The sequence below is a fragment of the Sutcliffiella tianshenii genome (assembly GCF_016908565.1).
GTDB classification, from domain to species: domain Bacteria; phylum Bacillota; class Bacilli; order Bacillales; family Bacillaceae_I; genus Sutcliffiella_A; species Sutcliffiella_A tianshenii.
This window is the reverse complement of the sequence record NZ_JAFBED010000007.1, coordinates 41,842-64,906: the sequence shown is the minus strand read 5'-3', so window position 1 is coordinate 64,906 and position 23,065 is coordinate 41,842. Positions and strand designations below refer to the sequence as shown.

Below are 23,065 nucleotides of genomic sequence, written 5' to 3'. Positions count from 1 at the left end.
AAAATACTAAGGTTAGACAAAAAGTTACATATAGTAGGTAGGGATTTTATGTCAACATCGAATATATTAAGAGGTACGTTTATTTTAACTTTGGGAACGATGCTTTCCAGGGTGTTAGGATTAGTCTATATTTTTCCGTTCTATACTTTGGTAGGAAAGAGCGGGGGAGAATTATATACGTATGCCTATGTTCTCTACTCAGTTGTTTTGAGTGTGGCAACAATGGGCGTGCCATTGGCGGTATCAAAGTTCGTCGCTAAATATAATGCTTTGGAAGAGTACGCAGTAGGGAGAAAGCTGTTCCGCTCCGGTATTCTATTAATGAGCATAACAGGTGTCGTTTCCTTTCTCGTACTATATCTCCTTGCACCGGTGTTCTCACCGATGATCATCAATGAAGGCAGTAAGCACTCCTATGATGATATAACATTGGTAATCAGAATGGTCAGTTTTGCCCTATTACTGGTACCTGTCATGAGTTTGATAAGGGGATTTTTTCAAGGCCATGAATCAATGGGGCCGACAGCCGTATCACAAGTTGTAGAGCAGCTCGCAAGGATTATATTCTTGTTGGGCAGTGTATATATAATCATGAAGGTAACAAAAGGTAGTCTGCCTACCGCAATTGGTTATGCCACTTTTGGTGCGTTTATCGGGGCGGTCGCTGGACTTGCCATACTCATATGGTACTGGTTCAGCAGGAAAAAGCATCTGGACACCCTTTTGGAGAAGGATAAGGGTACCATGGATATATCCTACAAGGAAATGTACAAGGAAATAGTCCTTTATGCGGCTCCTTTCGTATTTGTCGGGCTTGCCATGCCACTATATCAATTGGTCGATACCTTCAGTTTTAACAAAATAATGGCGATGGCCGGGTATGCCAATTCCGGTGATGCTTTTGCAATCATCAACAATTACGGCCAAAAGCTTGTCATGATCCCAATCACGCTTGCTACTGCTTTCGCCTTGTCATTATTGCCTGCGATCACCAGGTCATTTATCAGCAATGACCAGGATGTCCTGCATCGTCAGATGAGCAAGACGTTTCAAATTCTGCTTTACTTAACATTGCCAGCTTGCATCGGTCTTTCCATACTCGGTGGGCCGGCATACGCAGCCTTTTATTCATACGATGAACTTGGTGGATATTTGCTGACCTGGTACGCTCCTACTGCGATCCCGCTGGCAATTTTCACAGTAACGGCATCAGTCCTGCAAGGAATCAACCGCCAGAAGTATACAGTCTATGGATTGGCGCTTGGGATAGGGTTGAAGCTTGTGCTTAACTTCCCGCTTATTTACCTCATGGGTGCAGAAGGATCGATTGTCGCAACCGGAATCGGGTATACTGCAAGTGTAGTAATGAACTTATGGGCAATTAAAAAATACACAGGGTTCGACTATTCCATCGTGTTCAGAAGAACGATGCTGATGGCCATTTTCAATATTGCGATGATAGTGGGAGTGTTTATCGTACTTCAGTTATTGGAAGGATTCATTCCATACAGCGATGGCCGCTTGCAGGCAATTATCGTGATATTCATTAGTGCAGCTGTTGGAGCGGGAATCTATTTCTTCCTAAGCTATCGCAGCAATTTATTAATGTACCTTTTCGGGAACAGATTTCCGTTTTTAAATAGAAAAACAGGTGAAAGAGGCCTTTAATATCAAAGGAGTTAACTATGAGATTAGATAAACTATTGGCAAACAGCGGCTATGGAACCCGTAAAGAAGTGAAGAAGCTGTTGAAGACAGGCGTTGTAAAAGTGGACGGCAAGGTAGTGAAGGATGCAAAGGTTCATGTGGAGCCCGAGGAACAAGAAGTGACGGTATTGGATGATGTGGTGGAATACCGCGAGTTCATCTACTTGATGATGCATAAACCTCCTGGATTCTTGTCGGCAACCGAGGACCACAGACAGGAAACGGTTGTGGATATTTTACAAGAGGAAGATAAGATTTTTGAACCTTTTCCGGTGGGACGGCTTGATAAGGATACGGAAGGATTTCTGCTCCTGACCAATGATGGCCAGCTTGCTCATCAGCTGCTTTCACCGAAAAAGCATGTTCCCAAGACTTATTATGCAAAAATTGACGGAGAAGTAACGGAAGAGGACATTGCATCATTCCGTGAAGGTGTCACCTTGGATGATGGCTACGAAACCTTGCCTGCCGAGCTGAAGATACTTTCTGCCGGTCCTCAATCCGAAATAGAAGTCACCATCGTCGAGGGGAAATTCCATCAAGTGAAAAGAATGTTCCAGGCAGTCGGAAAAACGGTTACCTATCTGAAGAGGCTCAGTATGGGACCGCTGGAACTCGATCCAGATCTCGAACTCGGTGAATACAGGGAACTGACGGATGAAGAAGTGGAACTCTTAAAAGAGAATAGGTAATCTCTAAGAAGGTTACAGAAGCAACTGATGTAGAGTAATACAAGATAAAACAGGCTGGAGATCTTCTCCTTCCTGTTTTTATTTTGTCTAACTTTGCAAAGACAACAAAAAGAACCGACTCCGCTCGGATCGATTCCTTTTCCACGCAATATGCAAATTATTATATCTATGTAACGTTAAGACGACAACCTGACCTTCTTTTCTGTAGTAGCCCATTTACCTTTAGTGGGGCTTTGAACAAGACCATTAAAAGCTAACACATTTAAATCACGCTGGACGGTTCGGGGGGTGATCCCAAATTCATCGACCAACTGCTGTGTGGACACAGTCCCTTTCTCATGAATAAACATGTAGACGGCTTTAATACGGGTTAGCATACGGTTTGTTGAAGGTTTCAAAAAACCACTCCTTATCCGGTATTTAACGTGTTACTACTAGATAATTCTTGATGGTAGGTGTTTAGTATTAAGTTAGTTTATATTGTACACGATTATACATAAAAAATTCTAGAATAATGATGCTATTTACACAATTTTAACAAAAAATGTGACATTCCTATGATAAAATTGGATTATTATTCCTTATCCATGATTTTACATTAATCGACAACATTGTGCCAGCTTTTTTTTGAAAATTCGAAACCTTGTCCCTGAAGTTCCGTATAAATGAATGGAGGAGGCAAGAAATATGAACTTGATGACTTTACATTTGAAACGAGCTGGCTATGATGATGAAATGAAGGTAGTGGAAAATATAGCATTAACCGTGAATGCAGGAGAAATGGTTGGACTTATTGGGCCTAATGGGGCGGGAAAGAGCACCTCCATTAAGACTCTCCTTGGCATGAATCCTTTTTATGAAGGGGAAATAAAACTCCCATCGGATAATTCTTTTGCATATATCCCCGAAAAGCCGGTGTTCTATTACGATATGACTCTATGGGAGCATATAGATCTGATGGCATCCTTGATGGAACTTCCAGAGTCGGAGTGGAAGCCTAGAGTGGATGAGCTGCTTGATTTGTTTGATTTGAAACATGTTATTCATGACTCACCTGCGACCTTCTCGAAAGGGATGCAGCAAAAATCAATGCTGATATTTGCCTTCCTATCACAGCCTTCCTTATATGTGGTAGATGAACCGTTCATTGGCCTCGACCCGATTGCAACAAAGGATCTGCTACTGCTTTTTGAAAAAGAGCAGAAAAGAGGCGCAGGCATTCTGATGTGTACGCATGTACTTGACACCGCGGAGCGAATCTGTGACCGGTTTGTGCTTCTTTCGGATGGAAAGGTGAAATCTTCTGGTACTTTACAGGATATTCAGAGGGAATGCGGGTTGCCTGAAGGTTCTCTTCTTGATTGTTTCTACACCCTCTCATCAAGGAGCGCATCCCGATGAGTGGAAGTGCACTGTTCCGGTACCGCTATAGGAAGGACCGGGAGTATCAATGGAAGAACATCAAGGTCGTCATGGACTGGACCATTTTGTTCTATATTTTCCTTACCATCCTATTTGTAGGGGCAATGGTTTATGACTCGATTCCTGAAATAGTTGAAATAATCAGTCAATTACCTTTTGGCCTGACTATACTACTTATCTATCTTTTACTAAATAATGGCAGTATCAGGATCTTTGTGGAAGCAGCGGATAGTTATTTTTTTATTCACCGGAAAGATGTCCCCCAGTCTATAAAAGGTTTTAGCATCTGTGTCTCCCTATTGAAGAATACTGTGATATCCATTCTGATCGGGTGTGTGTCTTTTCTTTTGCTTGATACGGTGGAGCCGGGTGCCTTTTCTTTTCTTCCTTATATCACCTACATTGTGTTAACACGACTTTTGTTGATCATCATAGGCCAGCTGATTGATTTGAGATGGAAAAGCTGGAGTAACAGATTGATAAGCATTGCCGTTTTTGTTCTTGGTGGAGCATTCTTTTATTTATCATTGAAGAGTGCCCTCGGTATCTCCTTGAATGTCACGCTTCTGCTCATGGTTGCAGCTACTCACTATGTATATTGGAAAGCGGATAGCTTTGATTTTGATGTATCGGAAAACGAGAAGATAAAGCAAAAGTATGTCGGGATGATGTTCGCCATGTCCGAGTACGTCCATATTCCGAAGGCTTCCAAACGGACAAGGCCTTTATTATTCAGAAAGTCCCAAAGGATTTTTACGGACCGCCGTCCGGAAAATGCCCTTGCGGAACTGTTTTTCAAATACTTACTAAGGAATTTGCGGCATGTCTCGTCCTATCTGAAGATCATTGGCATCACGATTGCGGTGATGATCTATATGCCCCTATGGATGAAGTTTGGATTGTTTATCGCATTTTTCTTTTTCATGAAAGAGTGGTTAAATATAGTATATGATGAACTGACTGCCCACCCTTTCTTAAACCTGTATAAAGGTAAAGGGATATTAAAGGAGCACTTTCAGGATGCGGTCACAAGATGGCTCTATTATCCGGCATTGGGTATAGTCGGCTTTGTCCTATTGATGAATGCAATGTTTCATTTTTTATGGAAGGGATGATCGTATAAAATGACCAAGATCAATTGGCTGGATGAAGTGGAAAAAAGAAAGGAAGCGCTCATTAAGGATACTCAATCATTCTTAAGGATAAACAGCGTGCTGAATGAAGAAGAGGCATCCCCTGAAGCACCGTTTGGAAAAGGGATTGAAGAGGCGCTTCAATACTTGTTACATATAGGGAAAGAAGATGGATTTATTACAAAGAACGTTGATCATTATGCCGGACACATCGAGCACGGACAAGGGGATGAGCTAGTTGGGATTCTCTGTCATGTGGATGTGGTTCCGGAAGGCGATGGCTGGACAGATGCCCCATTCAGTGCCTCCATCCGTGACGGGAAAATTTTTGCCCGTGGCGCCATTGACGACAAAGGTCCTACAATGGCGGCCTATTATGCCTTGAAAATAGTGAAGGAGCTTGGTCTTCCTTTATCAAAACGCGTGCGCATCATTATCGGTACGGATGAAGAAAGCAGCTGGCAGTGTGTGGACCACTATTTCAAAAACGAGGAAATGCCGACGATGGGCTTTGCTCCTGATGCAGACTTTCCAATCATCTATGCGGAAAAAGGACTTGGGGATATCCGTCTGAAGCTAAAACAAATTGAAGGTAAGCCAACTGGAACTGCCACTCTGCTATCGTTTGATTCAGGGAGACGTCTGAATATGGTTCCCGACCACGCGAAGGCGACATTGGAATTGTCAGGCAGCCTGGAGGAAGCTACGCATAGCTTTAATCGATTCATTGAAGCAAAGGGTCTAGAAGGCGGCTATACAAAAGAGGGGTATGCGCTGTTCCTTTCCATCAAAGGAGTTTCTGCGCACGCGATGGAGCCTGACAACGGAAATAATGCAGGGTATCATCTGGCAGAGTTCCTTCATTCCCTTGCATTGGATGCCGATGGTGCGGCATTTGTCTCTTTTGTTACTGAAAAACTGGCATTCGACTCCAGAGGGAAAAAGCTGGGCATTGCGTTCCAAGATGACATAACAGGTGATTTGACCGTTAACACCGGTGTATTTTCCTATAGCCAATCCACAGGAGGTACACTCGGAGTAAATATTCGCTTCCCGGTGACGTGCGATGTAGAAGCAGCTCGCGGGAAAATAAACGCAGCAGCAGAAGAGGGCGGCTTTGAGTTATTGAAATACGAAGTGGCACCTCCGCATCACGTACCGAAAGACCATGAACTGATTCAGGCCCTCCAGAAGGTATATGAGGAGCAGACAGGGGAAAAGGCGAAGCTCTTGTCCATCGGTGGCGGCACTTATGCAAGATCGCTTGAGGCCGGTGTTGCATTCGGACCACTTTTCCCTGGACGCGAGGATGTTGCCCATCAGAAGGATGAGCATATTTTTATCGAGGACTTGGTGAAGGCTACAGCAATTTATGCTCAAGCGATCTATGAGCTTGCAAAATAATCTGATGTAAAAAAAAGATTGTGATAGAATGAAAAGGTTACCAGACTTCTTTAGCTGGTAACCTTTTCGCTATATATCAGCAAGAAAGAAGGTTCATCATACAATGTCTACAAACCGGTACTTTTACAGCTTTTATTTTCTCGTATTCTTCAGTTTTGGCGCTCTATTCCCGTTGTTAACGGTATATCTCAAGGAGGATGTCGGGCTATCGGGCTCACAGATCGGCATGATCATGTCGATCAGTCCGGTTGTAATGATCCTCATACAACCGATGTGGGGAGTGTTCAGTGATTATACACAAAAGCCAAGGCAGATCCTGATTGGCACATTGTTTTTTACAGGATTGGCCGGCTTTGTCTTTGCCTTTGTCGGAAGCTATGCAGGATTGCTTGTCATCGCATTCCTACTGGCATTTTCCCAAAGTGCGCTTGTGCCGATTTCCGATAGCATCACCTTGAATTATGTGCAAAAGACTAAAGGGAATTACGGCTCCATCCGGTTGTGGGGAGCAGTCGGATTCGCGATAGCGGTCCTTGTTTCCGGGAAACTATCGGAATATTTTTCTCTGACAGTCATTTTCTATGTATTTGCCATCGGCCTGTTCATAGCCATGCTGGTGGTTTTCTTCCTGCCGAAAGAAAGCCAGGCGATGAACGTGAATATCAGGGATGGAATAGGCACTTTGATGAGAATGCCCAAATTTGTATTGTTCCTTATTACTACGTTCCTGATATTCGGTCCGGTCTTTGCGAATAACTTCTATTTCGGATTGTTCATCACTGATATAGGGGGCACGGTGACAGGTGTAGGGATTGCCTTCCTGTTGGCTGCAGGGAGTGAGGCGCCTTTCATGAGGTTTGCAGGTAAATGGATATCCAGGTTCGGCCTGCACTCCATCATGATCAGTGCCGCATTGGTATCTGCGCTTCGCTGGGTTTTCTATTTTTTTGAACCGCCATTATACATCGTGTATGCCACCACCATTGCGCAAGGCTTTTCAGTCGGACTCTTCATTCCCGCTGCGATGCAATATGTCCGCGACATTGCGCCAGTCAACGTCCGGGCAACAGCCGTCAGTCTTTATACAGCCGTTGGGAACGGTCTTGGCAGCTGGTTCTGTACGTTCCTTGGTGGATATATTGCAGAATACTTCTCCGTTGCTTACGTTTATCTCTTTTTCGGGATGTTAACATTCGCAGGACTTGGTTTGATCCTATATATCAGACAAGCCGATGAGCGTGCGCTGGCGGAGGCTTAATTGAATTCGAAAGTGTGCTGTCCGGATATTTTACGGGCAGCTTTTTTTGGTGTTGCTGCATGAAGGACTTTTGTGTGGGGATTGAGTGGCAAAAGGTCCATCATAAAGCCTATGAAGGACCTTTTCAGGGTGAAGGGGAGGCAAAAGGTCCATCATAAGCCGAATGAAGAACCTTTTAAGGGTAAGGGAGTGGCAAAAGGTCCATCATAAAGCCTATGAAGGACCTTTCCACGCCAACCAAAGCCCAAAAAGTCCATCACAAACAAAAAAAGGGCTTTTCACATGTCGCGAAAAGCCCCTCACATACATTTTTCAAAAAGTCATTGGAAATCAAACAGATCCGTCGATAAATATCTTTCCCCTGTATCGCAAGCTATGCACACCACTACATCGTCCTCGGTGAGACGTTTGGCCACTTGTATGGCTGAGTAGCAAGCTGCCCCGGAAGATGGTCCGACAAGGATGCCCTCTAATGCAGCTAGCTGGCGGGTGATTTCATACGCGTCCTCGTCCTCTATTTTAAATATCTCATCATAGACTTCCTGATTTAATATGTCGGGGATGAATCCTGGGCTTGTGCCGACCAGTTTATGCTTTCCGGGCTTTCCCCCACTCAGGACAGGTGATCCTGCTGGCTCCACGACATGGACGGTCAGATCTTTGTAGTGTTTCTTCAGTTCTTCCCCCGTACCAGTGATCGTTCCGCCGGTTCCTGCAGTCGCAACAAAGGCTGAGAGCGGCTTGCCGATCTGATTCATGCCATCAATGATCTCGAGTGCCGTCGATTTGCGGTGGGCATCGGAATTGGCATGGTTTTCGAACTGCATCGGCATGAAGCTATTGGGAATTTCTTTTACAAGCTCCTTCGCTTTATTGATGGCGCCTGGCATTTTTTCATCACCGGGAGTTAAAACCACCTCAGCTCCATAAGCTTTAAGTAGATTGATTCTTTCTTTTGACATGGTATCTGGCATAATAAGAATAGCCCTGTAACCTCGGGCTGCCGCATTCATCGCCAAGCCGATGCCGGTATTGCCGCTCGTAGGTTCGATGATGGTATCGCCAGGCTTGATGAGTCCATCCTTTTCAGCCTGGATGATCATATTGAAAGCGGCTCTGTCTTTTACACTGCCGCTTGGATTGAAGAATTCCAATTTCAGATAGACCGTAGCTGCCCCTTTTGGAACGATACGGTTCAATTTTACCAATGGGGTGGACCCGATCAAATCTGCCATGTTGGATACAACTTTCATGGTAAGTACACAACCTTTCTCTGTCTAATCCATTTATTACTGTGTATTGTATCATAAAATGCTGATTAAATTGATAGATCTGCACGGAATTGACTATACATATTATTATCATTTGCAGCGATTGTTCTTGTTAACCACGCAAATTCGGAACTTTTTGATAAAATAGGAAAGGTATGAAACTATGTCGACACAAAATCATTTTTTTATTGCGATACCATTACCAGAATACCTGATTGAAGAAATGTCCATATACTTGAAGGAACTGAAAAATGAATTCGCCTTTACTCGATGGGTCCATCCGGAGGACCTGCATATCACCCTGGCTTTTCTCGGAGCTGTAAATGAAGAAAGAATGGCTGAAATAAAAGATTCCATGACTGCTATTGCACAGGATGCGAGTGGCTTTTCATTGAAAATGAGCGGGCTAGGGACATTCGGAAATCCGCAATCGCCAAGGATTTTCTGGCATGGGGTAGTGGAATCGGCAGAACTGAACCTGTTAAGGGATAGAGTATATGAGGCGTGCGAAAAGATTGGATTTGATTTGGATCGACGGTCTTTTCATCCACATATCACCTTGGCAAGAAAGTGGCAGGGACCTGTTTTCCAACAGAATTCAGCCTTGAGCGACCAGGCAAGAACGGACACATTTATAGTAAAGGAATTTGTTTTATATCAAACGCATCTACATAAGTTGCCGAAATATGAAAAAATAGGGATTTTCCCTTTAAAACAGGAGTAGGAGAACTAAATGAAGGGAATTAGAATTGTACTGCAGATAGCCTGCCTCTACTTTTTTTATTGGATAGGGGTTTTGATTCAACGAACCTTTGAGATACCTGTTCCTGGAAGTATCATCGGGATGCTTCTTTTATTTTTCCTGCTGTTAAGCGGAATAGTAAAAGACAGGCTGCTGGACGAAGGGTCCGGTCTGCTCCTGAGATATATGCCATTATTTTTTGTTCCTGCAACTGTAGGGGTCATCCGATACCCAGACGTTTTTGCGGGTAAAGGATCCCTCATTTTACTCGCTTTATTATTGAGTACTTTCCTGGTCATGGTCATTTCAGGACTGGTGGGTCAAAAAGCCGTAGAATTGGCCGATAAAAGAAAAAAGAGAGGCGTATAAAGTGATCTATATTATCGGTATAGTATTTTTCTTCCTTACCATTCTTGCCTATATGGGAATGAAAGTGATATACGAACATGTAGGCTGGCCTCTATTAGTGCCTGTGGCAACGACTACGATGCTGCTTATCGTGCTTCTTTTGGCAACCAACATCCACTATGAAACATATATGACCGGTGGAAAATGGATCAATGAATTGCTCAGTCCTGCAGTGGTTGCCTTGGCGTATCCCTTATACCGGAACCGTGGGAAGATCTATCAATATATGCTTCCATTATTTGCAGGAGTGGCTTCCGGAATTGCAGCTGGTCTTATTTCAGGCTTTGCCTTTGTCAAAATGGCAGGCTTGGATCGTGCTTATGCTGCAACGTTTCTTCCAAAGTCGGTTACATCCCCTATAGCGATGGATATCGCTTCCATGACTGGAGGGATTCCAAGCCTTGCAGCAGCGTTTGTTGTATTAAGCGGGATGATGGGTGCCATTTTTGGCCCTTACCTATTAAAGATGTTTCATATCGAGCATTTTTTAGGAATAGGAGTAGGGTATGGGAATGCCGCTCATGGCATTGGAACGGCCAAAGCGATGGAGTATGGAAAAGAAGAGGCAGCGTTCAGTTCAATCAGCATGATTCTATCGGCGATTGTATATGCCTTTATGCTGCCTGTGGCCGTACAGTATTTACTATAGATATAGAAAAGAGTGAACCCATGTGGCTCAGCTAATAAAACTGCAAGATTATATATCTCGTTATGAAGTGGATGTTTATCGCTATCCAAGCCAATATATGCGATTAAAAAAACAGCAGTGGAACACCTTCCTGCAGCAGGAGCCGGATCCACAGTCAGAAACGGAGCTGTCCTCGCTTCAAGAGGAGGAGCCGTTAAAGCAAAATAAACTAACCACTCTTTTTCAATCTTTGAAAAAGAAGCCGGAAGTGGAAGAGGAGCTTCATATCGGGAAGGTGGTAAAGTCCGAGGAAGAACTTGATGAGTGGGAACTGCCGAAGCTTTTAGGGGATAGGTCGCCGGAGGAGAAAAAGCAGCTATTCCTGAATGCGATCCTCCCCTTGCAGCTTAAGTGGGCCAGTTCCACGATCCGGGAGATGTCCTATCTGCAAAAAAACTATAAGCGGGAGTCGACGCTTCTCTATTTCCTCCAGCGCTTTCCGGATACTTACCTGGTCATGTATAAACCTATCTTCCTAGTAAAGCACGCACCTGTTGAACTCGAAGTGATCCTCATCACCCCTGCCGAAATCATAGCGATTACGTATATGGAAGAAGAGCAAAACAGTGTGGTGCTTGGAAACAACGAACGCTTCTGGGCGATCAGGGAAAAGGAAAAGGAAAGAAAAATTGTAAATCCAACGATTAGCCTGAATCGAATGGGGTCTATAATAAAGAATATTCTTGCCTATCATGATGTTGATTTTCCTATAACCAAGGTGCTACTGCATCACAACGGATATATAGACATCACAGACGGGCCATCTGATATCCATGTTATTGATAAAAGAGGATATGAATCGTGGTTTGAGAAGATGAGAGCCAACAAACTTCCTCTTAAACATAACCAGTTGAAAGCGGCAGGGGTATTGCTTTCCCACTGCCAATCCACCTATGTGGACCGTCCTGAATGGAAATGAAAGGGAGTTAGTTTTAGTTAGGCCTTTTTTGAAGGGAGGAATATGGTGTGATATTCATCAAAAGAGAATTTGAAGCTTATTTAGATGAGATGGATTGTATTACGATTCTACTGCCGACTGACCGCCATCATGGAGAATCAAGTCTCTTTACCCTTCTATTGAAAGAGAATCAGCAGCCCTTGCACATCTTGGAAAAAGAGAACCTTGGGCATTCGGTGAAATATAGATGCAAGGCAGATGCCCCCATTTCCATAGGAGCTAAATATAAAGTGAAGGATGAGCATGGCAGAAAAACAGATTTGCAGATTGGTGCGGTGATCAGGACTGCAGCATTCGATGAACTCTATTATTACGAAGAAAACGATTTGGGTGCAGCCTATCACCTTGGGGAAACAACCTTCACGGTTTGGGCCCCAACCGCAACTTCGGTAAAAATAAAGCTGCTTGCTCCAGACAGCCAGGAACCGATCCATTATTCACTCATCCCAGAGGAAAAAGGAATTTGGCGCATCACTATCCAAGGCGATCTGGAGGGTTTCCAATATACTTATCTCGTATGTGTGAATCTCATCTGGAGGGAAGCAGTGGACCCTTATGCAATGGCCACCACGATAAATAGCGGAGCGGGAGTCATTATCAATCCGGAAAAGGTCAATGTGCCAAAGACAGCACTGCCCCCATTTCTAAGTGCAACGGATGCCATCATCTATGAACTGCATATCAGGGACTTTTCCTCTCACCCAAAAAGCGGGATGAGTCAAAAAGGCAAATACGCAGCGTTTACGGAGGACCCTCCCGTTGAAGATGTAGGGGTTACCGGTCTTCCTTATATAAAACAGCTGGGAGTCACCCATGTGGAACTGCTTCCTGTGAATGATTTCGGCGGTGTTGATGAGGAAGAGCCTGATAAGGACTATAACTGGGGATACAACCCATTGTTCTTCAATGTCCCTGAGGGAAGCTATGCGTCAGATCCCGCGGATCCCTACTCGAGAATACTGGAACTGAAGAATCTCATTGGGAAGTTGCACAAAGAAGATTTAAGGGTCATCATGGACGTTGTATATAATCACGTTTTTGTGCGGGAGGATTCCTCTTTTGAAAAGATCGTGCCAGGCTATTATTTCCGCCACGATCATCATGGGATGCCTTCCAATGGGACGGGAGTCGGCAATGATATTGCATCCGAACGCAGAATGGTACAGAAATTCATTTTGGATTCCATCCGATATTGGATCATAGAGTATGATGTGGACGGATTCCGATTCGATCTGATGGGTATTTTGGATGTGGCCACGATGAACGCCATCAAGGAGCTTATCGATACACATAAACCTGGTGCCATCCTCCTTGGTGAAGGGTGGGAATTGAATACACCTTTACCAGCCGAACAGAAGGCGATGATCATGAATGCGAAAAAAATGCCCGGCCTGGCGTTTTTTAATGATATGGTCAGGGACTCCATCAAAGGCAGTACCTTCAATTTGTTTGATAGGGGTTTTTCATTGGGGAATACCCATAAAATCCAGAGTCTCAAGCAAACGCTTTCGGGCAGTGTGGGATTGGATCCCCATTTTAGAGGGTTATTCGTCGAACCCACCCAGTCGGTCAATTATGTGGAATCCCATGATAATCACACCATGTGGGATAAGATGGCAATATGCAATAGCCATGAAACAGAAGAAGTCCGCCAGCGGAGGCAGATGCTCGCGACATCCATCATCCTGCTCTCCCAAGGCATCCCTTTTCTTCATGCAGGACAGGAGTTCTTTCGTACAAAGCAAGGCGAGGAGAACAGCTATAAATCCCCCGATACAATAAATTGGATCGATTGGGGAAGAAAGCATAGATTCGCAAAAGAGGTGTCATATGTACAAGGCCTCATTGCACTAAGGAGAAGTCATGGAGCATTCCGCTTTTCCACCGCTACAGAAATACACAAGCATCTGACATTCCCGCAAGATAACGGGCATTTGCTTATTTTTAAGCTGCAGGACGTGAAAGCCTACGGGAAATGGAATAAGCTGCTTGTCGTGTTCCATAACGCACTGCAACCGGAAAAAATAGCGCTGCCAGACGATTCAGACTGGGAGATCCTCGTCAAGGACCTACAGGTGAACCTTGATGCACCATCCATTATACAAAAAGAAATAATCGTCGATCCCATCAGTACTATTGTTTTGGCACAATATTAATTGTTCCAGAAGTACTTGATTTAATTGGGAAATAACGATAAAATTTATTAGATAGCTATTGTGAATTATCCAATAGCTGTTTTTTTGCTTTTTATTATAGATTAACATTTGCGGGTATTGTCCGATAAAATTATAGAAGAATTACAAAGATAAAAGTGATCAGCTCAGCGCTCCGGTGCTTGGCGGTCTAATTTTTGATGAAAAGTTGTGTTGAAATTGAAGGTGAAATGGTTGGAACATTTATTAGGTGATGAGTGGAAAATCAGTCCTGCCGGCGGTTTGACCGGAGATGCATATTTTGCTCAAAATGATGGGAAGAAACTCTTCTTGAAAAGGAATTCATCGCCATTCTTGGCTGTTCTTTCTGCAGAGGGAATTGTTCCTAAATTAGTTTGGACAAAGCGTCTCGAAAACGGGGATGTCATTACGGCCCAGCATTGGATCAGCGCAAGGGAATTGAAGCCGAGTGACATGAACAAAGAAACAGTGGCACAACTACTTCACAAAATACACCACTCTAAAGAGCTCCTTGATATGCTCACTCGACTGGGGAAAGAACCGGTAGAGCCAAGTACCATTTTGGCTGATATTAAAAAAGGCATGGCATTGGATCTGTTGTCATTGGAAGTGATTCAAAAATCCCTTGACTTCCTGCTGCAAGAAATGCCTAATGTACAATATAAGGATAAAGTGGTCTGTCATAGTGACCTGAACCATAACAATTGGCTGTTGTCACATAGCAATGAGCTCTTCCTCATTGATTGGGACGGGGCGGTCATAGCGGACCCTGCCATCGATCTTTGCATGCTCTTATACTGGTACATCCCAGAACAGGATTGGCAGGATTGGCTGTCCATCTATGGCATTGAGCTTACAGATGATTTGCGCCATCGTATGCATTGGTATGTGATCGCCCAGACGATTCTTTCTGTTCAATGGTATCATCAGAAGAACATTGAAAAAGAAAAAATGAACTGGCTGAATTATTTGGAACGGTTATTGCCTGTTGAACTATGAGTATTGGTCGATGCTGTCGATCCAGTTGGTGAACTGGCCTTGATGGGCCTGTACATGCTCGTTGACATTGCTTGAATTGATTCCAGCCTGACTGTAGGTATATATATCCTGAAGGACACTTTTTACATTTTGATCAATCTCGGAATTGACCATCAGCGACTTGATTACTCGTTCAAGCTGTTCATACTCAGAAACAGAACCGCAGCAATCAATCTGATGATCCGCCAAAATATCCTTTAACAAGTGTATCTGATCATGATAATTTAACGGCATGACATGCACTCCTTTTGAAAATAAAATAAACGATAAGATTAGCTTTCGTCATATAATCATTCTTATACTCAAAAAAAGAATCGGTCTTTCGGATCGATTTTTTTCTGTGAATAGGGATGAATTAGAAAATCTATCTAGCATATGAGGTGACATATAATGAGATTCAGAAATAAACCATGGGCAAAAGATTATATTGCAGAAAATGCATTCTATTGCATTCCAAATCCTGAGGAGCACAAAGGGAAGTGGGCTGCTCTGTTTGGCAATTCCAATCCGATCCATATCGAGGTCGGTACCGGGAAAGGGACTTTTATTACGGAAATGGCAAAAGCCAATCCGGATATCAATTATATAGGCATTGAATTATTCGAAAGTGTCATTGTAAAGGCATTGGAACGCGCAGTGACAGCTGACATTCCGAATGTGAAGCTATTGAATGTGGATGCAAAGAAACTGACCGAGATTTTCGAAAAAGGGGAAGTGAACCAGGTTTACCTCAACTTTTCCGACCCTTGGCCAAAAGGTCGCCACGAAAAGAGAAGGCTGACATATAAGGACTTTTTAGATCTATATAAAACGGTATTGGTGGAACAAGGCGAAATTCATTTTAAAACAGACAACAGAGGATTATTCGAATACTCCCTCATGAGTTTCTCGTCCTATGGACTGCTTCTGAAATACGTAAGCCTGGACTTGCATAACAGCGACTACGAGGGGAATATCATGACGGAATATGAAGAGAAGTTCTCAAGCTTGGGACAACCTATTTATCGTTGTGAAGTGAAATATCAGGATTGATGATAGTGGCCGTTCTTTTGGTGTATACCAGGGGAGCGGTCATTTTGGTTTTTAGGAAAAAAGTTTGTGACATGGTGCTTTGTTGCGTATCAAGGGCGGCGTGAAATTTGTCGGATGGTGCGGTTTATCGATATCTCAGTTGTTTTCATCGATAAAAATAAATTCTCGTTGATATATGAAAATTTTCGTTGATATCCCAATCGGATTCATTGATATATGAAAATTTTCGTTGATATCTGAAATATCCAAGGAAAATCGAACACCGAATCACCCGTGTAAACGGCTATTTTTTTAGCTGCCTCATTATGAAGGCGCTTTCTTCATTCTTTTGTTAAAATAAGGACAAGTCTATCGAGGGGAGAGTTAAATATGGAAGCAATATCTTTTGGACAATGGAAGCTGACCTGGCTTAACGGGGGAGTCACGCATCTGGATGGAGGCGCAATGTTCGGGGTGGTGCCAAAAGCGCTTTGGTCGAGGAAGTACCCTGTTAACGAACAGAATCAGATAGAACTTAGGACCGACCCAATTCTACTGCAGACTGGTGACAAGAATATTCTGATTGATGCAGGAATCGGGAATGGCAAGCTTTCTGACAAGCAGAAAAGAAACTTCGGTGTTCTCGAGGAGTCATCCATTGAAAAAGATTTGGAAACCCTGGGGCTGGCAACAGAAGATATCGATATGGTACTTATGACACATCTTCATTTCGATCATGTCTGCGGCTTGAATAGATGGGATGCAGAAAAAGAGGAATATGTCTCTTTGTATCCAAATGCCAGCATCCATGTATCGAGCATAGAGTGGGAGGAAATGAAGAATCCTAATATACGTTCAAGGAATACCTATTGGGAAATGAACTGGCAAGGGATCGAGGAGCAGATCCGTCCATTCGAAAAGGAAGTAACACTGGAACAAGGGATAAAAATGATACATACAGGCGGACATAGTGATGGGCACAGCATCATCGAGTTGGTTCAAGGGAATGAAGTGCTGCTTCATATGGCTGATCTTATGCCTACACATGCGCATTCCCCGTCCCTTTGGGTACTGGCCTATGATGATTATCCGATGACGTCGATCTATGCAAAGGAAAAATGGATTAAAGAGGGGATTGCCCGCAATGCTTGGTTCACTTTTTATCATGATGCCATCTACCGGGCGGTAAAGTGGAACAAGGATTTTGAGATCTCTGACAAGGTGGAAAGAGAAAAGTAAATAGAAAGGTGCCTGGCAGGGTATTCCCACACCAGGCACCTTTAAAAAGTTCATTTAATCTGATTGACATCCAGCAAAACTCCGGTACTCTTATCCACAATAAATTCATACTGCTCCAGCACTTTGTCAATTCTTCGTGATATTCCGCCACGGTATACGGAATAGGTAATGTCATGCTTGATTACGGTTTCAGGTACCATCTGTATCCATGAACCGTCAACAGGACCTTTTTTCTTGAAGGCATCTTTTGCGATTTTCAATGCTTTCTCCGGTTTGATCGACTGTTGCTTGGATGCTTCCGTAAAGAAGTATGCTGCGGCAATTCCGATGCCGGCACCAAGTAATAACGTTTTCCATTTCATTGAAGTCCCATCCTCTCTCTTATCAGACTGCTATAAAAGGTAAGCCTTTTCAATTTTTGGTAAGTACGTGGGATTTTCCTCCCTGTTCGCCATTAATAATAGTATAACTTGTTATTCAAATAAATGTCATGTTAAAGGTGGAAAGTATCCAGAAAGTTCGATACAATAATAATAAAAATATTTCGATAATCTAAACGAAATAGCCTAAGTATTTTATTTTACATAATCAGGTCAACTAATAATTTTTGGGAGATGAAAACTGTGAATCAAGAAACTTTATCGCTTTTTAAAACATTGACGGAATTGCAAGGGGCACCAGGATTTGAGCATGATGTACGACGCTTTATGCGCAGCGAACTGGAGAAATATTCTGATGAAGTGGTACAGGACCGCCTAGGCGGGATCTTTGGAGTTAAACGCGGGGATGAAACAGGTCCGACTGTCATGGTGGCAGGGCATATGGATGAAGTAGGATTCATGGTCACTAGCATCACGGAAAATGGAATGCTGCGCTTTCAGACGCTTGGTGGCTGGTGGAGCCAGGTATTATTGGCGCAAAGGGTGCAGGTGATGACAGATAATGGTCCCGTTGTTGGGGTGGTGGGATCCATTCCTCCGCACTTGTTGGATGAAGCAAAACGCAGCAAGCCGATGGAAATCAAGAACATGCTGATTGATATCGGTGCCGATGACAAAGAGGACGCTTTAAGGATCGGCATCAAGCAGGGGCAGCCTATCGTTCCGATCTGTCCATTTACACCGATGGCAAATGAAAAGAAAATCCTGGCAAAATCTTGGGACAATCGTTATGGTTGCGGTCTTTCCATCGAGCTCCTTAAAGATCTTCAAGGAGAGAAGTTGCCGAATGTCCTTTATTCTGGCGCAACAGTGCAAGAGGAAGTGGGCCTTCGTGGTGCCCAGACGGCTGCCAATATGATCAAGCCTGATATTTTCTTTGCCTTGGACGCGTCGCCTGCTAATGATATGACGGGCGATAAAAAAGAGTTTGGACATCTTGGTAAAGGAGCATTGCTGCGCATCTATGACCGCTCCATGATCACCCACACCGGGATGAGGGACTTTGTCCTAGACACAGCGGAAAGCAATGACATTCCATATCAATATTTCATTTCACAAGGCGGCACCGATGCAGGAAGAGTTCATACCTCCAATGAAGGGGTACCATCTGCGGTCGTCGGAATCTGCTCACGCTACATTCATACACATGCTTCCATCATTCATGTAGATGACTATGCAGCAGCACGTGAATTGATTGTGAAGCTGGTAAAATCAACGGATCAAGCAACAGTCGATAGCATTAGAAATAGATAAAGACAATGAACGGTGGGGAAACTCACCGTTTTGTAATGCGGAAAAACTAAAAGGAAAGGAAGACCTATGATTAAAGTAGCGATCGGTTCAAATAACCCAGCCAAATATAAAGCAGTCCTTGAAGCTTTGCAGCAACTTGATATTGCCTGCAATTGGAGCAGCCATGAGGTAGATTCAGGTGTACGTGCCCAGCCTATATCGGATGAGGAAACGGTAAGGGGAGCCATCCAGCGCGCAAGGAATACCCTGAAGGAAAGTGGCGCGGACATAGCCATTGGCCTTGAGGGGGGAGTTGTATTGGATGAAGGCTCCAAGGTGATGGTCTGTAACTGGGGTGCGTTGGTGGATAGTGAGGGAAATGAGTTTATTGCCGGCGGGGCAAGAATTCCGCTTCCCGATTGTTTTAGGGACTCCATAGAGCAGGGTGTGGAGCTTGGAGATTTAATGGAACAGTATTGCAATAGAGAGGGTATCAGGAAGCATGAAGGGGCACTCGGCATTTTTACGAACGGTACAGTCTCCCGGGTGGAAATGTTCAAGCACGTAAGCCTGATCCTGATCGGACAATGGCAATACAAGAACCACGCAAAAAAATAGAAGGCTTCAAAGGAAGAAAGAGGGCGTACTGCAGATTAAACGTATGCCCTCTATTTTTGTTTAGATTTTTTCAGAAAACAGGTTTAATTGTAAAGCGAAATAGGGTATATAAAATTGGATGTAATGTAATCGGTTATTTACCAGCATTCCGTCTCAATAAAAAGTAAAGAGGGTTATGATGGATGGCGAAGGGTGATTTGCTGATTATTGGTGGCAATGAAGACAAGACAGACAGAAAAGAGATTCTCTCAAAATTCGCTTCATTATGCAAAAGCCGCCAAGGCCCAATAGGAATACTGACCACTGCAACCGGCTACCCGGAAGAGGTAGGGGCTGAATATTATAAACTGTTCCAAGAATTGCATGGGACAGCACCAGTACTTTTCCATTTGGACTCAAGGGAAAAGGCGGAAGACGATGACCTGCAGGAAAAAATGGCAAGTTTGTCGGGATTATATATCACAGGCGGGGATCAGCTAAGGCTTACAAGTATCCTTGGCGGCACCTCTTTTTATAGGCATCTTTTCCATGAGTGGAAAAATGGATTGATCATAGGTGGGACAAGTGCCGGGGCTGCGGTGATGAGCAGATTGATGATCATCTCCTCCAAGCTTTTTGACAAGGAAGACATTTCAGTTTTGGAAATGGGATCTGGCTTCGGATTTATGGAAGACGTCATCATCGATCAGCATTTTTCGCAGCGTGATCGTTTCAGCCGACTTATGAGAGCGATTTCATTGAACCCTCAGATCATAGGTATTGGCATTGATGAAAATACAGCGATATGGGTGCAAAATGAGGGAGAACAGTTTGAAGTGATCGGCGAATATAACGTGATTATTTTTGATGGCAAGAAATCTACATATATAGATGTAGCGGAAAACAAGGGAAATATGACCATAGCGGATATACGCTTCCATATGCTTGGCGGAGGCGCGATTTTTAATTTAGCCAAAAGTGAACCAATCATCCCTTAAGGAGCGGAATCAATCAATGATAATCAATCGCGTCAGTTATTTAACAGGCCCAAACTTATATAGCTTCAAACCGACCATCTGTATAGAGCTGGATATAGAAGAATGGGAGGAGAGACCTTCCAATACCATTCCGGGCTTTGCGGATAGGCTGCTTCAAGTGCTGCCATCCCTCCATACCCACTCGTGCTCGAGGGGCTATGAAGGCGGATTTGTGGAACGTCTTAAAGAAGGTACGTGGATGGGGCATATTCTGGAGCACATGGCACTCGAGATCCAACACCTTGCAGGGATTAAGGTGAAACGCGGGAAAACGATTACGAGTGAACGGAAGGGCATCTATTTTGTGACCTATGACTATCTCGAGCCTAAGTCTGGCTTCTATGCATTTGAAGCGGCACTTGAAATGGTCAATGCGATACTGGCAGGTAAAGAGACGAATGCAGAATCGTATATCCAACATACATCCAATCTATATCATAAATATAAATTGGGGCCAAGCACAGATGCGATCTACCAGGCTGCACGAGCACGTAAAATTCCGGTTGAACGTGTCGGTGCCAATAGCTATCTCAGACTTGGCACAGGGAAAAAGCAGAAGTCTGTACAGGCGACCATCACAAGCCAGTCATCCTATTTGGCAGTAGAAAATTCATGTGATAAGGATATGACCAAAACACTTTTAAGGGGTGCAGGCTTACCTGTGCCAGCTGGAGTTGTGGTCTCCAATGAATATGACCTGTTGAAATCAGCCGAAAAAATCGGCTACCCGCTAGTCATCAAACCCCTTAATGGACGGCAGGGCCAAAATATCATCACCGATATTCAAAATGACACAGATTTGCTTGCAGCATTTCATTGCGTCTATAAAGAAAGGACCCATTATATTCTTGAACGTTATTATAAGGGGATGGACTACCGTTTCCTTGTGGTGAATCATGAGCTTGTCGCAGCTAGTCTGCGCCTGCCGCCGACTGTTGTCGGGGATGGAAAAAGGACGATAAGGGAATTGATCGAGGAAGAAAACCTTAATCCATTACGCGGGGATGGTCATGAGAAAGCAATGAGTAAAATCCCTCTTGATGATCGTACCGCCGTACATTTGGAAAAGATCGGCTACTCCCTTGAATCTGTTCTGGGATGTGGACAAGCCTTGGAAGTTCTCGGGAATGCAAATCTATCAACAGGCGGATCGGCGATTGATGTGACGGATGATGTTCATCCCGATTACAGAAGAATGGCGGTTTCGGCTGCGGAGGCAGTCGGACTTGATGTTGCCGGGATTGATATCCTTTCCACAGACGTTTCTCTTGCTTATGAAAAAGATGAAGCGGCAATCCTTGAGGTCAATGCTGCTCCAGGTATCCGCATGCATATTTACCCTTCCAGAGGGAAAAGCCGTGATGTAGGCGGAGCGATTGTAGACTATCTTTTCTCATCCCGTGAAGAAGCTGCCATTCCTGTTGTTGCGGTTACGGGGACGAATGGCAAGACAACGACATCAAGACTTGTCACACATCTTCTGCAAAAAGATGATGTAACAGTTGGGCTGACATGCTCGGACGGTGTCTGGGTCGGAAATCAGCAACTGGATAAAGGGGACTGCAGCGGACCGATAAGCGCCAGGAAAGTGCTCTCTAATCCAAATGTGGACATCGCGGTGCTCGAAACGGCACGGGGTGGGATGCTAAGGGAAGGACTTGCGTTCCGCTATTGTGACGTCGGGATAGTTACCAATGTAAGCGAGGATCATCTCGGGCTAAGAGGTGTGGAAACGCTTGAAGACCTTGAAAAGTTGAAGCGGACCATCCCTGAAGTTGTTCTGCCAGGTGGAGCATGCATATTGAATGCCGATGATCCAAAATGCGTAAGCATGGCGGAACATACAAATGGGGAAGTAGTCTATTTCTCCTTATCAATCATGAATCCTGTTGTGCAGAATGCGATCGAAGACGGTTCGAAGGTATGGTACTTGGAGAACGAATGGGTGATGTACTGTGAAAATCGGAAAGCGGAGAGGTTTCTACCTGTATCCCATATCCCACTTACCATCAACGGGGCAGCGCGCCATAATATTGCAAATGTCCTTGCTGCCCTGGCTGCAGCTCACTCCCTTGGACGCCCGTTTTCAGAGCTGCGGAGCAATGTCATCACGTTTCTTTCGACAGAGGAACAGAACCCTGGCCGCTTTAATGTGTTAAATGTCCACGGTCGAACGGTTGTGGTGGATTATGCCCATAATCCTGCAGGGTTAAAGGCGTTGTTTGAGACTGTCAATCTATTGAAAAGAGGACGCATCATTACTGTAGGCTCAGCAGCAGGTGACAGGCAGGATCAGACCATCCTTGAAATGGGACGTATCATAGGAAACTATGCCGATGTCTTTGTCATAAAAGAGGACTACAATTTGCGGGGAAGAACTCCAGGCGAAACGATAAATCTGCTCTCTGATGGAGTGGAAGAGGCGAGAAGCTCAACTGCCATTTACGTGCACCATAAGGAGTTGGAGGCGATGAATCAGGGATGGAAACTTACAGGGGTAGGAGATACCCTGGTATTGCTCTATGACCAATACGCCTCAATCCAAGCGTTCCTGGAACAGATCAAACAGTTGGAGACTGCATCCCTACTAGAACAAATTAATTGAAATAAAAA

22 protein-coding genes are annotated in these 23,065 nt (G+C 44.1%); 18 read left to right on the top strand and 4 right to left on the bottom strand.

From position 1 onward, the window contains the following. The first annotated feature begins 48 nt into the window (after positions 1-48). Both JOC95_RS15815 and JOC95_RS15810 read left to right on the top strand, forming a co-directional pair. Entirely contained in the window at positions 49-1,668 is a 1,620-nt protein-coding gene (locus JOC95_RS15815; protein ID WP_204418181.1) for a putative polysaccharide biosynthesis protein, read from the top strand. A gap of 17 nt (positions 1,669-1,685) precedes the next feature. Beyond that, positions 1,686-2,399, top strand: coding sequence for a pseudouridine synthase (locus JOC95_RS15810; RefSeq protein ID WP_204418180.1), 714 nt, complete (start codon positions 1,686-1,688; stop codon positions 2,397-2,399). Between the two features lie 176 nt (positions 2,400-2,575). Here JOC95_RS15810 and JOC95_RS15805 read toward each other — a convergent pair whose 3' ends face one another. Beyond that, complete coding sequence (locus JOC95_RS15805; RefSeq protein ID WP_204418179.1) at positions 2,576-2,797, bottom strand: DeoR family transcriptional regulator; 222 nt, start codon at positions 2,795-2,797, stop codon at positions 2,576-2,578. Between the two features lie 289 nt (positions 2,798-3,086). On the opposite strand from JOC95_RS15805, the gene JOC95_RS15800 reads away from it, so the two are divergent. From JOC95_RS15800 to JOC95_RS15785, 4 genes are all read left to right on the top strand, one after another. Then, entirely contained in the window at positions 3,087-3,800 is a 714-nt protein-coding gene (locus JOC95_RS15800) for an ABC transporter ATP-binding protein (protein ID WP_204418178.1), read from the top strand. Further along, the gene (locus tag JOC95_RS15795; protein WP_204418177.1) at positions 3,797-4,936 is read left to right on the top strand and encodes an ABC transporter permease; all 1,140 of its coding nucleotides are present in this window, start codon (positions 3,797-3,799) and stop codon (positions 4,934-4,936) included. Before JOC95_RS15800 ends, JOC95_RS15795 begins: the two co-directional genes overlap by 4 nt. A 9-nt stretch (positions 4,937-4,945) precedes the next feature. Beyond that, complete coding sequence (pepV, locus tag JOC95_RS15790; RefSeq protein WP_204418176.1) at positions 4,946-6,358, top strand: dipeptidase PepV; 1,413 nt, start codon at positions 4,946-4,948, stop codon at positions 6,356-6,358. Between the two features lie 103 nt (positions 6,359-6,461). After that, positions 6,462-7,616 carry an MFS transporter gene (locus JOC95_RS15785; RefSeq protein WP_204418175.1) on the top strand — a complete coding sequence of 385 codons (1,155 nt, stop codon included), beginning with the start codon at positions 6,462-6,464 and terminating at the stop codon, positions 7,614-7,616. 320 nt (positions 7,617-7,936) lie between these two features. On the opposite strand, the gene cysK is transcribed toward JOC95_RS15785, so the two are convergent. Continuing rightward, positions 7,937-8,869 (bottom strand): cysteine synthase A, encoded by a 933-nt coding sequence (gene cysK, locus JOC95_RS15780; protein ID WP_204418174.1) that lies wholly within the window; start codon positions 8,867-8,869, stop codon positions 7,937-7,939. 181 nt (positions 8,870-9,050) lie between these two features. Between cysK and thpR the strand changes: the two genes are divergently transcribed. From thpR to JOC95_RS15750, 6 genes are all read left to right on the top strand, one after another. Then, positions 9,051-9,611: an RNA 2',3'-cyclic phosphodiesterase gene (gene thpR, locus JOC95_RS15775; RefSeq protein WP_204418173.1), complete on the top strand. Its 561-nt coding sequence runs from the start codon at positions 9,051-9,053 to the stop codon at positions 9,609-9,611. Positions 9,612-9,620: 9 nt separating this feature from the next. After that, positions 9,621-9,998 carry a CidA/LrgA family protein gene (locus JOC95_RS15770; RefSeq protein WP_204418172.1) on the top strand — a complete coding sequence of 126 codons (378 nt, stop codon included), beginning with the start codon at positions 9,621-9,623 and terminating at the stop codon, positions 9,996-9,998. Position 9,999: 1 nt separating this feature from the next. Next, positions 10,000-10,686 carry an LrgB family protein gene (locus tag JOC95_RS15765; RefSeq protein ID WP_338083109.1) on the top strand — a complete coding sequence of 229 codons (687 nt, stop codon included), beginning with the start codon at positions 10,000-10,002 and terminating at the stop codon, positions 10,684-10,686. A gap of 22 nt (positions 10,687-10,708) precedes the next feature. Further along, positions 10,709-11,644: an NERD domain-containing protein gene (locus JOC95_RS15760; RefSeq protein ID WP_204418171.1), complete on the top strand. Its 936-nt coding sequence runs from the start codon at positions 10,709-10,711 to the stop codon at positions 11,642-11,644. Positions 11,645-11,691: 47 nt separating this feature from the next. Further along, entirely contained in the window at positions 11,692-13,839 is a 2,148-nt protein-coding gene (gene pulA, locus JOC95_RS15755; protein WP_204418170.1) for a type I pullulanase, read from the top strand. 231 nt (positions 13,840-14,070) lie between these two features. Further along, positions 14,071-14,856 carry a phosphotransferase family protein gene (locus JOC95_RS15750; protein ID WP_204418169.1) on the top strand — a complete coding sequence of 262 codons (786 nt, stop codon included), beginning with the start codon at positions 14,071-14,073 and terminating at the stop codon, positions 14,854-14,856. Here the strand turns inward: JOC95_RS15750 and JOC95_RS15745 are convergent. Beyond that, a complete protein-coding gene (locus JOC95_RS15745; protein WP_204418168.1) occupies positions 14,851-15,129 on the bottom strand; it encodes a YtzH-like family protein in 279 nt (92 codons plus the stop codon). The genes JOC95_RS15750 and JOC95_RS15745 overlap by 6 nt on opposite strands. Positions 15,130-15,285: 156 nt before the next feature. Between JOC95_RS15745 and trmB the strand changes: the two genes are divergently transcribed. After that, positions 15,286-15,927, top strand: coding sequence for a tRNA (guanosine(46)-N7)-methyltransferase TrmB (gene trmB, locus JOC95_RS15740; RefSeq protein ID WP_204418167.1), 642 nt, complete (start codon positions 15,286-15,288; stop codon positions 15,925-15,927). Positions 15,928-16,296: 369 nt separating this feature from the next. After that, positions 16,297-17,145: a YtnP family quorum-quenching lactonase gene (locus JOC95_RS15735; protein ID WP_204418166.1), complete on the top strand. Its 849-nt coding sequence runs from the start codon at positions 16,297-16,299 to the stop codon at positions 17,143-17,145. A gap of 50 nt (positions 17,146-17,195) precedes the next feature. Here JOC95_RS15735 and JOC95_RS15730 read toward each other — a convergent pair whose 3' ends face one another. Beyond that, positions 17,196-17,507, bottom strand: a complete 312-nt coding sequence (locus JOC95_RS15730) for a hypothetical protein (protein ID WP_204418165.1) — start codon at positions 17,505-17,507, stop codon at positions 17,196-17,198. 261 nt (positions 17,508-17,768) lie between these two features. On the opposite strand from JOC95_RS15730, the gene JOC95_RS15725 reads away from it, so the two are divergent. The 4 genes from JOC95_RS15725 to cphA all read left to right on the top strand — a co-directional run bounded on the left by JOC95_RS15725 (position 17,769) and on the right by cphA (position 23,057). Next, positions 17,769-18,839 (top strand): M42 family metallopeptidase, encoded by a 1,071-nt coding sequence (locus JOC95_RS15725; protein ID WP_224839333.1) that lies wholly within the window; start codon positions 17,769-17,771, stop codon positions 18,837-18,839. Positions 18,840-18,908: 69 nt separating this feature from the next. Continuing rightward, positions 18,909-19,436, top strand: coding sequence for a DUF84 family protein (locus JOC95_RS15720; protein WP_204418245.1), 528 nt, complete (start codon positions 18,909-18,911; stop codon positions 19,434-19,436). 182 nt (positions 19,437-19,618) lie between these two features. After that, positions 19,619-20,413, top strand: coding sequence for a cyanophycinase (locus JOC95_RS15715; protein ID WP_204418163.1), 795 nt, complete (start codon positions 19,619-19,621; stop codon positions 20,411-20,413). A gap of 16 nt (positions 20,414-20,429) precedes the next feature. Beyond that, positions 20,430-23,057 carry a cyanophycin synthetase gene (gene cphA, locus JOC95_RS15710; RefSeq protein WP_204418162.1) on the top strand — a complete coding sequence of 876 codons (2,628 nt, stop codon included), beginning with the start codon at positions 20,430-20,432 and terminating at the stop codon, positions 23,055-23,057. Positions 23,058-23,065 lie beyond the last annotated feature (8 nt).